Origin of the sequence: Nocardia mikamii NBRC 108933 (assembly GCF_001613505.1) — a bacterium.
In the GTDB taxonomy this organism is placed as follows: Bacteria; Actinomycetota; Actinomycetes; order Mycobacteriales; family Mycobacteriaceae; genus Nocardia; species Nocardia mikamii.
The window spans coordinates 92,168-105,795 of the sequence record NZ_BDCM01000002.1; the positions used below are offsets into that span (position 1 = coordinate 92,168).

Sequence of the window (13,628 nt, forward strand, 5' to 3'; positions counted from 1 at the left end):
CCGGAATCCCTTCGCTCGGTGCTGCTTCGGGCCTGTGGTGGCCGATTGGACACACGCACACCGGACGGGAGTCGCTCCAGCGGGATCACACTGTCCGGTATGCCGTTCGAAGCCAGCGTGACCGGCGGGCGGGGTCACTCCGCCCGGCTGCTGCGCTACATCACCGAAACCACCACGTGGGAACCGGAATTCGCCGTTCGCCTGCAGGCCTATTCGGCCGCGATCGCGGAAGTCTTCACATGGCTACCCGGCGGAAACGACGCGGTGATCGACCTTCTTCATTCGTTCGTCACCACCGTCTACCCCGATCCGGCCGCCATCGAACCGGGGCGACGCCTGGCCATGTGGCTGGGAATCGTGCATCACCCCGCGGAGCCGGAGCACATCGCGGGCCTCAAGGTGTACTGCAGCCCGACCGCGGCGGCGGATACCGTCGACCTGGTAGCCCGCCGATGGCCGGGATTCGCGGGACTGCACCCGACGCCCCGGAGCGACACGCTCTTTCGCAGGGCCGGGCTCGCTCTGGAGGTCGACGCGCGCGGGGACGTCAGGTACAAGGTCTATCTCAGAGCAGATTCCAGAGATGTCGCGGTGCCGATGAAATTGATCCGCTACTTCGGTGATCCGGCATGGGAAGTACTGTCCGAATTCACGCGATGCGGTGTGGATGCCGCCAGTCTGCACAATTTCGACTACTTCGTCTGCTGTAGTCGCCGAGACCACGAAGATCCCACCTACACGATCTCGTTGGCCACACGACGATCCGACGATCTCACCGAGTTGGTGCGCGAACTGGCCGCGCGGCACCACGGCACCACCCTGACGGTCGACGCTCTGGCGCACGCCGCACGGTCCTGTGGAGCGGACTGGCGCTATTCGGCTCTCGGCCTCGGCTTCTCACCCGAGTACGGCATCGACAAATTGAACGTCTACGGCACACCGACGTGGGCGAACACCTCGGAGTCGGCCGTGCTCAGGCCCGCGCGGCAGCTCGCACGATCGGAAGATGCGCGTTGACGTGTTCGAGCCGCAACGACGCTCGAAGTTCGGCCAGCCGCTCCAGATCGTCCCGGAAGAGACCGGCCGCCTTCGCGTGGTCGATGTCGCTGATGCCGTACAGATACGGACGTCCGCCCCATGCGCAACAGCGTCGTTGGAGGTCGTGAAACGCCTCTCGCGCAGCGGCTGTCACTTCGGGATCGCGGCCGACGGTGGCGTAGAGGCCCACACCGACCGAGACGGGTGCGGTGAGGGCCGGTGCGAAGGCGAAGGGGACCGCGTCGCGCGGACGACGCACGACCAGCGCGTAGACCATGGTCGAAGGGTCGTCGAAGGGAGCCCGATCCAGCTGCGCCGCAACGGCTTCGAACATCGCGACACAGTGTTCGGCCGGTACCACGTAGTCGGCCCACATCCGTCCTCGATCGGCGGGAGGCGGCGGTGCGGCATGTGGGTCGGTTTCCCACATCGGTGACTCGGTGAGGACGGCGCAGTTCTCGCCGCCACACGGGCGGGCCGGGCCGTCGCCGCGCCAACCCGTGACCGACCGGATTCGGCCGTGCCGGGACATTCCCCAGTAGGAGTCGACGTCGCCGGCCCGCGCGACTCGGGCGGTATGTTCGGCGAGTGCGCCGAGCGTCGCGTGATCGTCCCGATGTTCGTGTATCCGCGGCTCATATTCGACCGTCCGGAGTACCGCTCGCTCGATCAGGCCCACGGCGCCCAGTCCGCCGAGCGCGAACCGGAACAACTCGGCGTGTTCGGTTCGGGAACACCAACGGCTGCTTCCGGTTCCGTCGATCAGCTGGATGCGTTCCACCTGGTCGACCTGCCAGCCGGATCGGATCGACTCGGATCCGGCACCGCCCACCGACAAGGTGCCACCCACCGACATGTGCAGATAGTTCGGCAGGACCGGAAACGCCCTGCCACGCCGGTTCAGATATCGCTCCAGCCCGTGCCAGCTCGCACCGGCGGGGACTTCGAACAGCCCGTCACCGAGGTCCCGGATCTCCCGGGTCGCGCTCTCGGGCGCGTACGTCACCAGCAGCTCGTCGCTGGTGACCGTCTGCCCCGCGCAGGAATGCCCGGAGCCCCGCAACGTCAACGGACGGCCGGAACCGAGCAGGGCGGAGGGAAAGGCGGATGGCAGCCGATGGACGGCCCGAGGTGTGGCCCGATGCAAGCCACCGAAGTCGGTATCGAATTCGGCGGCGGAAACCTCAGTGGCACTCATGATTTCGATACCGATCGTGTCACCGTCCGGTCAGCGGTATGCGGCACGCCGTCATCGTAGCGAGCTGCCGGGGCGGCTTCTCACTGCCAGGAGTAGGGCACGGCCGGATCGTCACGCGCGGCGCGACGCACCGACGACATGGCACGTCCCGCCCGGTCACCGATGTTCAGCCGCGCCCCACAGCAACCTCGCGGTGCGCTGGTACCCGGCGAGCCGACCACACAGTGACGGTGAACAGGAACACCCCGGCGACGGCCAGGCCCGCACCCACGACGGCGGGTGCGGTGTATCCCAGGCCCGCCGCGATCACCAGCCCGCCCAGCCACGCGCCCGCCGCGTTGGCGATGTTCAACGCCGCGTGGTTGAGGGCGGCGGCGAGGGTTTGGGCGTCGTGGGCGACGTCCATCAGGCGGGTCTGCAGGCCGGGGGCCAGCGCGGCTCCGGAGGCGCCGACCAGGAAGGCGCCCGCCGCGGCGGTGAACGGGTTGTGCGCTGCCGCAACGAAACCCGCGAGGATGACGACCATCGCGATCAGCGCGACGAACACCGAACGGTCCACGCCGCGGTCGGCGAGGACGCCGCCGCCGATATTGCCCGCGACCATGCCCAGGCCGAACAGTGCCAGCACGATCGGTACCAGGCCCTGTCCCATGCCGGCGACGTCGGTCAGGGTCGAGGTGATGTAGGTGTACACCGCGAACATGCCGCCGAAGCCGACCGCGCCGACCAGCAGCGTCAGCAGCACCTGCGGACGGCGCAGGGCGGTGAGCTCGGTGCGGGGATCGGTCACCCGCACACCGTGCAGATCGGGCACGAAGCGGCTGATCGCGAACACCGTGGCAAGCCCGATGACGGCCACGACCACATAGGCGTCGCGCCAGCCGAGGCCCTGCCCCAGCCAGGTGGCGGCCGGAACACCCACCACATTGGCGGCGCTCAGGCCCAGCATCACCGCGGCGACGGCCTTGGCCCGCTGCCCTCCCGGAGCCAGCGAGGCGGCCGCGAGCGAGGCCACGCCGAAATAGGCGCCGTGCGGCAGGCCCGCGACGAACCGGGCCGCGACCAGAGCCGGGAAGGCCGGGGCCAGCACCGAGGCGATATTTCCGACGGTGAACGCGACCATCAGGGCGATCAGCAGGCGCTTGCGCGGCATCCGGGCGCACAGGGCCGCGATCACGGGCGCGCCGACCACCACGCCCAGCGCGTACGCCGAGACGGCATGTCCGCCGGTGGGCTCCGAAACATGCAGGTCCGCCGCGATATCGGGCAGCAGCCCCATGGTGACGAATTCGGTGGTGCCGATCCCGAAACCGCCGAGCGCCAGCGCGAGCATCGCCGGAATATGCCATCCGGTGCGAGTCTCCGTCGCCGCCCCGGAGCCGAGCGCCGCACGGGACGACGCGTCACTCGCAGACGACTCCGGTGGGAAGTCGACGGGTGGTGCGGTGCGCACGGGAGCTGAGTCGGCCATGGGTGTGGCCAACACTCGCGGACGCCGCGGCGATACCAGCGGCCGGGGTGATTCGACTCACGCGATCGGGCGCGGAAAGCAATTCGGGCACCCGCGGCCACCGGGATCGGTGGGGGCGGGTGCCCGGATATGTCTACCGGCCGCGCCGGATTCCGGCCGGTCGTGCGCGTTCAGCTCAGTTCGCGCGCCAGGTTCGCATCGAGCACGCCGAGGAATTCCTCGGTGGTCAGATAGCCCTGGTTGCCGCCGACCAGCAGCGCCAGATCCTTGGTCATCTGGCCGCTCTCGACGGTCTTGATGACGACGTCCTCGAGGGTCTGCGCGAAGCCGATGACCTCGGGGGTGTTGTCCAGTTTGCCGCGATGCGCCAGACCCCGCGTCCACGCGAAGATCGAGGCGATCGGGTTCGTGGAGGTGGGCTTGCCCTGCTGGTGCTGCCGGAAGTGGCGGGTCACCGTGCCGTGCGCGGCCTCGGCCTCACAGGTGCGGCCGTCCGGGGTGAGCAGCACCGAGGTCATCAGGCCCAGCGAGCCGAAGCCCTGCGCCACGGTGTCGGACTGCACGTCGCCGTCGTAGTTCTTGCAGGCCCAGACGTAGCCGCCTTCCCACTTCAGCGCGGAGGCGACCATATCGTCGATCAGCCGGTGCTCGTAGGTCAGTCCGGCGGCCGCGAACTCGTCCTTGAACTCGGTCTCGAAGATCTCCTGGAAGGTGTCCTTGAACATGCCGTCGTAGGCCTTCAGGATGGTGTTCTTCGTCGACATGTAGACGGGGTAGTTCTGCTGCAGGCCGTAGTTCAGCGACGCCCGCGCGAAGTCCTCGATCGACTTCTTGAAGTTGTACATACCCATGACGACGCCGCCGTCCTCGGGCATCTTCACCACTTCGTGGACGATCGGCTCGGAGCCGTCCTCCGGGGTGAACTGAATCGTGACGGTGCCGGCCTGATGCACCTTGAAATCGGTGGCGCGGTACTGGTCACCGAAGGCGTGACGGCCGATGATGATCGGCTTGGTCCAGCCGGGAACCAGACGCGGAACATTGGAAATGATGATCGGCGCGCGGAAAATGGTGCCGCCGAGAATGTTACGAATCGTGCCGTTCGGCGAACGCCACATCTTCTTGAGGCCGAATTCCTCGACACGCGCCTCGTCGGGGGTGATGGTGGCGCATTTGACACCCACGCCGTGCTTCTTGATGGCGTTGGCCGCGTCGACGGTGACCTGGTCATCGGTCTTGTCGCGGGTTTCGATGCCGAGGTCGTAGTACTCGAGGTTCACATCGAGGTACGGATGGATCAGCTTGTCCTTGATGAACTGCCAGATGATCCGGGTCATCTCGTCGCCGTCGAGTTCGACGACGGTCCCTTCAACCTTGATCTTGGACATGGATCTTCGTGTCCTCCTAAGGAAGGTGTGCTCCCATTGCACGGCCAGGCGAGCACGCTTGTGAGCGGACCCCAGCTGTTCAACAGACAACGTATACGCCCCGCGTTGTCCACGAGACGCCTGGTGCTAAACAAGACAAGCGTACTGGTGCGCTGGGTCTCACTGACAGGGGCGGTCCCATTGAGAGCTACCCACGTCACATCGGCCCGAGCCGATGAGGCAGGGAAACGGACATACGCCGCGAACGTCCGCCTCGAATCGGCCGAGCCCAACCCTCGCCCCCGTCGTGAGCGATTGTTACCATCCACGACAGGTCATGAGTGCCAGCGCCAAGCCCCGGCTCGCTGGCCGGCAACCCTCCAGTTGCGGTGGGGTGCTCCGGGTGATTGACCGGGCTCTCGAAAGCCGAGAGCAAGCGCGACTGTCAGGAGCAACAAGTGAGCGAGTCCACCGTGCCCATCGCCGGCAAGTCCGTGGAGGCGGCGGAGCGGCGCAGCCGTATCGCTACCATCGGGGATGTGTGTGCCCCAGCCCTCCGTACCGCCTCGACCACGCGCGCGCTCTCGCCGTGCGCCGACCCGGCGGCCGCCGGCGCCGCGTTGCGGAAGGTCCGCGGCACGATGCGGGTGATGGGAATCGGCGGCGCGGGGATCGATCGCGTGGCACGGTTCGACGTGGTGACGGCACGGTGACCGTGAGTATCGAATCGAGCACGTCACGCCCGGGCGCAACGACACTGCTACCCCCGCCGGACGGCACGGTGGGAATCATCGGCGTCGGCGATGTCCGCCTCGAGAACGGCGCGGTCGTCCCCGGTGTCGAACTGGCCGTGCAGCGCTGGGGTGAACTGACCCCCGGCCTGGACAACGTGGTGCTGGTCGAACATGCGCTGACCGGCGATTCGCACGTCTGCGGGCAGCCCGACGAACTGCACGCCCTGCCGGGCTGGTGGGACGGACTGGTCGGGCCCGGCGCGGCACTGGACACCGACCGCTGGTGTGTGATCGCCACCAACGTCCTGGGTGGCTGCCAGGGCAGCACCGGCCCCTCGTCCGTCGCGCCGGACGGAAAGCCTTGGGGTGCGCGCTTTCCGGAGATTTCGATTCGCGACCAGGTGAGCGCCGAAGTGGCGCTGCTGGACCTGCTCGGGCTGACCCGTATCGCCGCGGTGGTCGGCGGCTCGATGGGTGGCATGCGGGTGCTGGAATGGATGGTCGGATACCCCGACCGGGTCGACGCGGCCCTGGTGCTGGCGGTCGGCGCCCGCGCCACCGCGGATCAGATCGGCACCCAGACCACCCAGATCGCCGCGATCACCTCGGATCCGGACTGGCAGGACGGCGATTATCACGGCACCGGCCGTCGGCCGCTGGCCGGACTGGGCATCGCGCGCCGGATCGCGCATCTGACCTACCGCACCGAATTCGAACTCGACCACCGGTTCGCCAACACCGCGCAGGGCGACGAAAACCCTTGGGACGGTGGCCGTTATGCGGTGCAGAGTTATCTGGAGCATCAAGCCGACAAGCTGGTCGCGCGGTTCGACGCGGCCACCTACGTGCTGCTGACCGAGGCCATGAACCGGCACGACGTCGGCCGCGGACGCGGCGGCATCGAGGCCGCGCTCGCCGCCACCCCGGTGCCGTGCGTCGTCGGCGGCGTGGACTCGGACCGGTTGTATCCGTTGCGGACCCAGCAGGAGCTGGCCGATCTGCTGCCCGGCTGCAAAGGTCTGGAAGTCGTGCACTCACGCGACGGCCACGACGGTTTCCTCACCGAGATCGAGGCGATCAGCAAATTGCTGGAGCAGACGATGGAATTGGCGCGCGCCGCGCAGGACGCCCGCGCGTCCTGAGTCCGTCCTCGTCAGCCGACGCCGAGGCTACTGATGGTGGCCGCCATCACGATGATCGCACCACCCAGCACGGTATAGGCGCCGATGTCGAACGGACGGCTGCGCACCGCCAGCAGCCCGACCCGCGCCGACGGCAGGCACAACCGGAACACGGCCGCGAGCAGCGTCGCGCCGCCGATGAAGAACGCGCCACGCCGCCACCGGTCCTGCGCCAGGAAAACCACCGCGACCAGCAGCACCACGACGACCAGCAGCATCGGCAGATGAACCTGGAAGAAGCGGCTCGCCGGGCTGGAATGCTGCGGGTGGGTGGTCGGCGCGTCGGTCACGGCTGCGATTCTCGCATGACGGCACCGCCCGCGGATCGGTGGCGGGGGCCGGTGCCGCCGCCGTGGGCATCCGGTTCGACGTGGTCCGCGACCGGTGACATGCCGGCGAACGGTACGGTCTCGGTGTGCTCAAGCTGGTGTTCTTCGAACCGCGTATCCCACCGAATACGGGCAATGCGATCCGTCTGGCGGCCGGCACGGGGTGCGAACTGCATCTGATCGAGCCGCTCGGATTCGATCTGTCGGAGCCGAAGCTGCGCCGCGCCGGACTGGACTACCACGATCTCGCGGTGGTCACCGTGCACGAAAACCTTTCCGCCGCATGGAAATCCCTGCGGCCCGAGCGCGTCTTCGCCTTCACCACCCATGCGACCACGCACAACACCGACATCGCCTACCGTGCCGGCGACGTCCTGCTGTTCGGTCCGGAACCGACCGGCCTCCCGGCCGACGTCCTGGCCGACCCGCACATCACCGACCAGCTGCGCATCCCGATGCTGCCGGGCCGCCGGTCGATGAACCTGTCCAATGCCGCGGCGGTCGCGGTGTACGAGGCATGGCGGCAGCTGGGGTTCCCGGGGGCCGTGTAGGCCGCGACGGCCTACCGCATCGGGCGCCTCAGAGGTCGATCGCGAAGCGTTTGAAGCGGGAGGTCGCGCCCGCGGTGAGGTGGACGGCCGACTTGGGCACGCCGTAGTGCTCGGCGAGAAGTTCGATCGCGGCCTTGTTGGCCTTACCCTCCAGCGCGGGGGCGCGCACGTACAGCTGGAGGGTGCCGTCATCGAGAGTTTCGACGAGTGGGCCCTTGCGGCTGTTGGGTTTGATGGTCGCGCGGACCACGGTCGGCACGTGCTGCTCCTCGATTTTCGGGCGGTGCGGTACTCGACCGGTGCGGATTGTTCGGCCGGTGCGACGAGAGTAGCCGCGATGGTTCAGCGGAAATCGCGCGACTTCGACGCCATCCGCAGGTCCATGCGCTGCAGATGTTCCGCCACCACGCTCACCACGCCCTCGGCGTTCTGCACCCGGCCCCGGATCAGCAGCGCCGGGGCGCCCTGGGCGATGCGGCGGTAGCGGCGCCACAGGCCCACCGAGCACACCACGTTCACCATGCCGGTCTCGTCCTCCAGGTTGATGAAGGTGACTCCGGACGCGGTGGCCGGTCGCTGCCGGTGCGTCACCGCGCCGCCGATCAGCACCTTCGACCCGTCGGGCACGGCGAGCAGCCGGTTCGCGGCGACCACGCCGAGTTCGTCCAGACGCGGACGCAGGAATTCGGTGGGATAGCGGCCGGGCGACACACCGGTCGCCCACACGTCGGCCGCCGCCATTTCCAGTTCGCTCATCCCGGGCAGCGCCGGCGCGTCGGTGACCGCCCCGGTCCCCGGCAGCCGATCCGCCCGCTCCCCCGCCGCCGCACCGGCCGCCCACAGCGCCTGCCGGCGGTCGAGCCCGCGGCCGGACGCGGATTCGATACTGCCGAGCGCATCCGCGGTGGCCAGGGCCTCGGCCTGCGGCACGGACAACTCGACCCGGCCGGTCAGATCCAGAAACGATCGATAGGGACCGGAGGATCGTGCCGCGACGATCTTCTCGGCCACGTCGTCACCGATGTGCCGGACCGCGGACAAGCCCAGCCGCACCTGGGTTCCGTTCTGCTCGAGCGTCGCCCCGGCCAGGCTGTGATTGATATCCGGCCCGTGTACCACCACCCCGTGCCGGCGGGCGTCGGCCACCAGCGACTGCGGAGAGTAGAAGCCCATCGGCTGCGCGTTCAGCAGTCCCGCGCAGAACGCGGCGGGATGATGCAGTTTGAACCAGGCCGAATAGAACACCAGTGCGGCGAAACTCTGCGAATGACTTTCCGGGAAACCGAAATTCGCGAAGGCGTAGATCTTCTCGTAGATGCGATCGGCCAGCTCGCCGGTGATTCCGTGCAGATCGCGCATGCCCTGATAGAAGCGCCCGCGCAGCCGCTCCATGCGCTGCGGTGACCGTTTCGATCCCATCGCGCGGCGCAACTGATCCGCCTCGGCGGGGGTGAATCCCGCGATATCGATCGCCATCTGCATGAGCTGTTCCTGGAACAGCGGAATTCCGAGGGTGCGGGCCAGCGAACTCTCCAGCGCCGGATGGTCGAGCGTGACCTCCTCCCGGCCGTTGCGCCGGCGGATATAGGGATGTACGGAACCACCCTGAATGGGACCGGGCCGGATCAGCGCGACCTCCACGACGAGATCGTAGAAAGCACGCGGGCGCAGCCGCGGCAGCGTCGCCATCTGGGCGCGCGACTCGACCTGGAACACACCCACCGAATCCGCACGCGCGAGCATCTCGTAGACGGCGGATTCGGCGAGATCGAGAGCGTGCAATTCGACGACCTCACCTTTGTGCTCGCGCACCAGATCGATCATGTAGTGCAGGGCCGACAGCATGCCCAGGCCGAGCAGATCGAATTTCACCAGACCCGCTGCGGCACAGTCGTCCTTGTCCCACTGCAACACGCTGCGGCCGGGCATGCGCGCCCACTCGACCGGGCACACGTCGGCGATCGGCCGATCACAGATCACCATGCCGCCGGAATGAATTCCGAGATGCCGGGGCAGGCCCTCGATCTCGCCCGCCAGTTCCAGGACTCGATCCGGAATATCGGTATGCGTTTCGGACGCCACTCCGGTCCACCGGCTCACCTGTTTGCTGAACGCGTCCTGCTGTCCGGGCGAAAACCCCAGCGCGCGAGCGGCATCGCGCACCGCGGACTTACCGCGATAGGTGATCACATTGGCTACCTGGGCGGCGTATTCGCGACCGTACTTGCGGTAGACGTGCTGGATCGCCTCCTCCCGGCGATCGGATTCGATATCGAGATCGATATCGGGCGGACCGTCGCGTTCGGGTGCCAGAAAGCGTTCGAACAGCAGATCGTTGGCGACCGGATCCACATTGGTGATGCCGATCGCGTAGCAGACCGCGGAATTGGCCGCCGACCCCCGGCCCTGGCACAGGATGTCGTTGCGCTTGCAGAAGTGGACGATGTCGTGCACGACCAGGAAGTAGCCGGGAAAGTTGAGTTCGGTAATGATCCGTAGTTCGTGTTCGATCTGCCGGTACGCCTTGGGATTTCCCTCCGGCGGGCCGTAACGATCGCGCGCCCCGGCGAGAGTGAGTTCTCGCAGCCAGGAATTCTCGTCGTGGCCGGGCGGTACGTCGAACGGCGGCAATTCGGGGGCGATCAAGCGCAGATCGAAGGCGCATTCGCGGGCCAGATCGACCGCCCCGGCCACCGCCTGCGGGCATTCGGCGAAGAGCCGGGCCATTTCCGCACCCGACCGCAGATGCCCGCCGCCGGTCGGCGGCAGCCAGCCGTCGATCTCGTCCAGACTGCGCCGTGCCCGGATCGCCGCCAGCGCCATCGCCCGGCGCCCCTGGGCGGGGGTGGCGAAATGCGCTGCGGTCGTAGCGATCACCGGCACGTCCAGCCGTGTGGCGAGGGCGATCAACCGGGCATTGCGTTCGTCGTCGTCGGGCACCCCGTGGTGGGTGAGTTCGACGCTCACCCGGTCGCGTCCGAACAGATCCATCAACCGGCGCAGCTCCGCCTCCGCCTCGGCATCACCGCGGTCCAGCGCCCGGCGCACGTGACCTTTGCGGCAGCCGGTGAGAATATGCCAGTGCCCGTCCGCGGCGGCGGCGAGCCGATCCAGGTCGTACCGCAGAATTCCCTTCTCGCCGGCCACCATATGTGCCGCCGACATCTCCCGCGACAGCCGCCGATATCCTTCCTGCCCGCGCGCCAGCACCAGCAGATGCGGTCCCGCCGGATCCGGTTCCCCCGTGCGCGGCTGGGAATCGTCCATCGGCGCCGAACCGAATATCGTCGCCGGGTCGCGGGTTTCCCCCAGCGACAATTCGGCGCCGAACACCGTCGGCAGCCCCCATTCGGCGGCGGCCTCGGCGAAACGCACCACACCGTAGAAGCCGTTGTGATCGGTGAGCGCCAGGGCCTCGAGCCCCAGCCGCACCGCCTCCTCCACCATTTCCTCGGGTTGGCAGGCACCGTCGAGGAAGCTGTAGGCCGAATGCGTGTGCAATTCCGCATACGGCACCAGCGGACCGCTCGGCTCCGGCCGCGTACCCGCCCGGTATTCCCCACGCGTATGCGACCACGCCGGGCTGTCCCCGCCGTCGCCCGGTGGGGTGGCCCCGCGCCCGGGCAGACCGGAGAGCACCCGCTCCATTTCCGCCCAGGTGGGCGGGCCGTTTCCCCAGCCCATAGCGGCACACACCTTCGTCGATTCGAACGTATATTCGATATCGATGCTAACTCGTGGGCGCAGGGCCAGGGAAGGCACCCCGCCGCGATCGGCTCGGCTACCTGGCGCCGGCCGTTCCGACTGCGCCGGGGCAGCGGTCGGCGGTCCACAACCCCGGGCCCCGCACGACCGCGTACGACGCGTCGGTACGGCCCGGCTGCGTCCCGGACATTTACCGGTCGCCGGCTGACCAGGCGAAACACCGCCGGCAGCGGCCCGGCGCAGATCACCGCGATACGCCGCTGGAATCTGGCTGATTCGAATCCTTTTCGCGGATATCGACTCGCCCTAATGTCACTGCGCGAATCGACGGCGGGAAGGAAAGGGACCCCATGTCTGTACTGGAGTCCGCGCCGGCGAGTACGCGCGCCACGGGGCAGCACGAGGAGCGGCCGGGACACCTCCGCGCCGCCGAAACTCGAACAGCGGTGGCGGCGAGCCTGATCGGCACCACGGTCGAGTGGTACGACTTCTTCCTCTATTCCACCGCCGCGGGCATCGTCTTCAACAAACTGTTCTTCCCGGATACGAGCGCGTTCGTCGGAACCATGCTGTCGTTCGCGACATTCGCGGTCGGTTTCGTGATGCGTCCGGTCGGCGGATTGGTTTTCGGCCATATCGGCGACCGCATCGGGCGCAAACGCACCCTCGCACTGACCATGGCGATCATGGGCGGATCGACCGCGCTGATGGGTGTCCTGCCGACCAGTGCCGCGATCGGAATCGCGGCGCCGATCCTGTTGCTGGCGTTGCGAATTCTGCAGGGTTTCGCGCTCGGCGGGGAATGGGCCGGTGCGGTACTACTGGCCGTGGAACACAGTCCCCGCACGAAGGTCGGCCGGTTCGGCAGCTATCCGCAGATCGGCCTGGCGCTCGGCCTCGCGCTCGGCACCGGTGTCTTCGCCCTGCTGCGTTCGGTCCTGAGCGAGCAGGCCTTTCTCGACTACGGCTGGCGAATCGCCTTCGGCGCCAGCGTGGTTCTGGTGGTCATCGGCCTGGTGGTGCGGCTGAAGATCGACGAAACGCCGGCCTTCCGGGAAATCGACCGGCTCAATCGGATCTCGAAAGTTCCTGTGGTCGAACTGTTCCGGAACGCGCGCACCCGGCGCAACACCGTCCTCGGCCTGCTCTCACGATGGGGTGAGGGCGCGGCGTTCAACACCTGGGGTGTCTTCGCGATCAGTTTCGCCACCGGACATCTCGGTTTCGAACAGGTTCCGGTACTGCTCGCGGTGACCATTGCCGCCGTCGTGATGGCCGCCCTCATTCCGGTATCGGGAAATCTGACCGACAGGTTCGGGCCGCGCCGGGTCTATATCGCCGGTATCGCCGCGTACGGCGTGCTGGTGTATCCGGTATTCGCGCTGTTCGAGGTCGGCAATATCGTCGTGTTCACCGTCGCGATCATCGCGGTGTTCGGTGTCGCCCATGCCCTGTTCTACGGTGCGCAGGGCACGTTGTACGCCGGGCTGTACCCGGCCGAGGTGCGCTACACCGGACTCTCGTTCGTGTATCAGGTCTCGGGCATCTACGCCTCGGGCATCACACCCCTGATCGTCACCGCACTGATCGCGGCGGGCGGCAAAACCCCTTGGCTCGCTTGCGGTTATCTGCTGGCGACAGCGGTGATCAGCGTGGTCGCGACGTTGTTCATCAGTGAGGACGACCGGCTCACCGCCTGAATCCGCTCACCCGCCGGTGTACAGGGCCCGGCGCCGCCGCCGCGAACGCCGGATCGCCTTCTCCGCCGCGGCGGCGGCCTCCGGTTCGGACGCCCCCGCGGCGATCGCCTGCGCTCGCGCGTCGGCTCCGGTCTTTTCGTCTCTCGCCGCCGATCGCCGGCGCAGCGTCGTCCACAACCCCATCGCCCTCTCCTCCCGCATAGACATCCGGACGTCCAGCATGACCGGACCAGGTCCCGCCCGGCATCGCCCTGCGGGATGATCGGCGGGTGGCGGGCGTAGTCCTCGAGATCTACGGGACAAGGTCTACCCGGCCCTCGAGACCGTTCCCTCCGCCCGCCGATGTGGGCGGAC

The 13,628-nt window shown here is 67.8% G+C and carries 12 protein-coding genes and 1 riboswitch; of the genes, 5 read left to right on the top strand and 7 right to left on the bottom strand.

The window, feature by feature from the left end:
• Positions 1 to 99 precede the first annotated feature (99 nt).
• Complete coding sequence (locus tag NMI01S_RS01005) at positions 100 to 1,017, top strand: hypothetical protein (protein ID WP_157125993.1); 918 nt, start codon at positions 100 to 102, stop codon at positions 1,015 to 1,017.
• On the opposite strand, the gene NMI01S_RS01010 is transcribed toward NMI01S_RS01005, so the two are convergent.
• The 3 genes from NMI01S_RS01010 to NMI01S_RS01020 form a co-directional block, all read right to left on the bottom strand.
• Positions 974 to 2,236 (bottom strand): FAD-binding protein, encoded by a 1,263-nt coding sequence (locus NMI01S_RS01010; RefSeq protein WP_062994163.1) that lies wholly within the window; start codon positions 2,234 to 2,236, stop codon positions 974 to 976. The two genes, NMI01S_RS01005 and NMI01S_RS01010, sit on opposite strands and share 44 nt — an antisense overlap.
• A 166-nt stretch (positions 2,237 to 2,402) precedes the next feature.
• Complete coding sequence (locus NMI01S_RS01015) at positions 2,403 to 3,707, bottom strand: MFS transporter (protein WP_245716648.1); 1,305 nt, start codon at positions 3,705 to 3,707, stop codon at positions 2,403 to 2,405.
• Between the two features lie 170 nt (positions 3,708 to 3,877).
• Positions 3,878 to 5,095 (bottom strand): NADP-dependent isocitrate dehydrogenase, encoded by a 1,218-nt coding sequence (locus NMI01S_RS01020; RefSeq protein ID WP_030513542.1) that lies wholly within the window; start codon positions 5,093 to 5,095, stop codon positions 3,878 to 3,880.
• Positions 5,096 to 5,407: 312 nt separating this feature from the next.
• A riboswitch (SAM riboswitch) is annotated at positions 5,408 to 5,519 on the top strand.
• Positions 5,520 to 5,532: 13 nt separating this feature from the next.
• On the opposite strand from NMI01S_RS01020, the gene NMI01S_RS01025 reads away from it, so the two are divergent.
• Complete coding sequence (locus NMI01S_RS01025; RefSeq protein ID WP_062994165.1) at positions 5,533 to 5,787, top strand: hypothetical protein; 255 nt, start codon at positions 5,533 to 5,535, stop codon at positions 5,785 to 5,787.
• Positions 5,784 to 6,950, top strand: coding sequence for a homoserine O-acetyltransferase MetX (gene metX, locus NMI01S_RS01030; RefSeq protein ID WP_174554417.1), 1,167 nt, complete (start codon positions 5,784 to 5,786; stop codon positions 6,948 to 6,950). Before NMI01S_RS01025 ends, metX begins: the two co-directional genes overlap by 4 nt.
• A gap of 11 nt (positions 6,951 to 6,961) precedes the next feature.
• Here metX and NMI01S_RS01035 read toward each other — a convergent pair whose 3' ends face one another.
• Positions 6,962 to 7,207 carry a DUF3017 domain-containing protein gene (locus NMI01S_RS01035; RefSeq protein WP_062994252.1) on the bottom strand — a complete coding sequence of 82 codons (246 nt, stop codon included), beginning with the start codon at positions 7,205 to 7,207 and terminating at the stop codon, positions 6,962 to 6,964.
• A 197-nt stretch (positions 7,208 to 7,404) separates the two neighbouring features.
• On the opposite strand from NMI01S_RS01035, the gene NMI01S_RS01040 reads away from it, so the two are divergent.
• On the top strand, positions 7,405 to 7,869 hold the full coding sequence (locus NMI01S_RS01040) for a tRNA (cytidine(34)-2'-O)-methyltransferase (RefSeq protein ID WP_062994166.1): 465 nt from the start codon (positions 7,405 to 7,407) through the stop codon (positions 7,867 to 7,869).
• 28 nt (positions 7,870 to 7,897) lie between these two features.
• Here the strand turns inward: NMI01S_RS01040 and NMI01S_RS01045 are convergent, their stop codons facing one another.
• Together NMI01S_RS01045 and NMI01S_RS01050 are read right to left on the bottom strand one after the other, a co-directional pair.
• Complete coding sequence (locus NMI01S_RS01045) at positions 7,898 to 8,128, bottom strand: DUF167 domain-containing protein (RefSeq protein WP_062994167.1); 231 nt, start codon at positions 8,126 to 8,128, stop codon at positions 7,898 to 7,900.
• An 83-nt stretch (positions 8,129 to 8,211) separates the two neighbouring features.
• Entirely contained in the window at positions 8,212 to 11,553 is a 3,342-nt protein-coding gene (locus NMI01S_RS01050) for an error-prone DNA polymerase (RefSeq protein ID WP_062994168.1), read from the bottom strand.
• A 371-nt stretch (positions 11,554 to 11,924) separates the two neighbouring features.
• On the opposite strand from NMI01S_RS01050, the gene NMI01S_RS01055 reads away from it, so the two are divergent.
• A complete protein-coding gene (locus NMI01S_RS01055; RefSeq protein ID WP_062994169.1) occupies positions 11,925 to 13,274 on the top strand; it encodes an MFS transporter in 1,350 nt (449 codons plus the stop codon).
• 6 nt (positions 13,275 to 13,280) lie between these two features.
• Here NMI01S_RS01055 and NMI01S_RS01060 read toward each other — a convergent pair whose 3' ends face one another.
• Positions 13,281 to 13,457 carry a hypothetical protein gene (locus NMI01S_RS01060; RefSeq protein ID WP_157125994.1) on the bottom strand — a complete coding sequence of 59 codons (177 nt, stop codon included), beginning with the start codon at positions 13,455 to 13,457 and terminating at the stop codon, positions 13,281 to 13,283.
• Positions 13,458 to 13,628: the final 171 nt, after the last annotated feature.

Bases quoted from the DNA above. Each gene is read 5' to 3' on its own strand.
- NMI01S_RS01005 (WP_157125993.1), top strand. From the start codon at position 100: ATGCCGTTCGAAGCCAGCGTGACCGGCGGGCGGGGTCACTCCGCCCGG.
- NMI01S_RS01010 (WP_062994163.1), bottom strand. From the start codon at position 2,236: ATGAGTGCCACTGAGGTTTCCGCCGCCGAATTCGATACCGACTTCGGT.
- NMI01S_RS01015 (WP_245716648.1), bottom strand. From the start codon at position 3,707: ATGGCCGACTCAGCTCCCGTGCGCACCGCACCACCCGTCGACTTCCCA.
- NMI01S_RS01020 (WP_030513542.1), bottom strand. From the start codon at position 5,095: ATGTCCAAGATCAAGGTTGAAGGGACCGTCGTCGAACTCGACGGCGAC.
- NMI01S_RS01035 (WP_062994252.1), bottom strand. From the start codon at position 7,207: ATGCTGCTGGTCGTCGTGGTGCTGCTGGTCGCGGTGGTTTTCCTGGCG.
- NMI01S_RS01050 (WP_062994168.1), bottom strand. From the start codon at position 11,553: ATGGGCTGGGGAAACGGCCCGCCCACCTGGGCGGAAATGGAGCGGGTG.
- NMI01S_RS01055 (WP_062994169.1), top strand. From the start codon at position 11,925: ATGTCTGTACTGGAGTCCGCGCCGGCGAGTACGCGCGCCACGGGGCAG.
- NMI01S_RS01060 (WP_157125994.1), bottom strand. From the start codon at position 13,457: ATGGGGTTGTGGACGACGCTGCGCCGGCGATCGGCGGCGAGAGACGAA.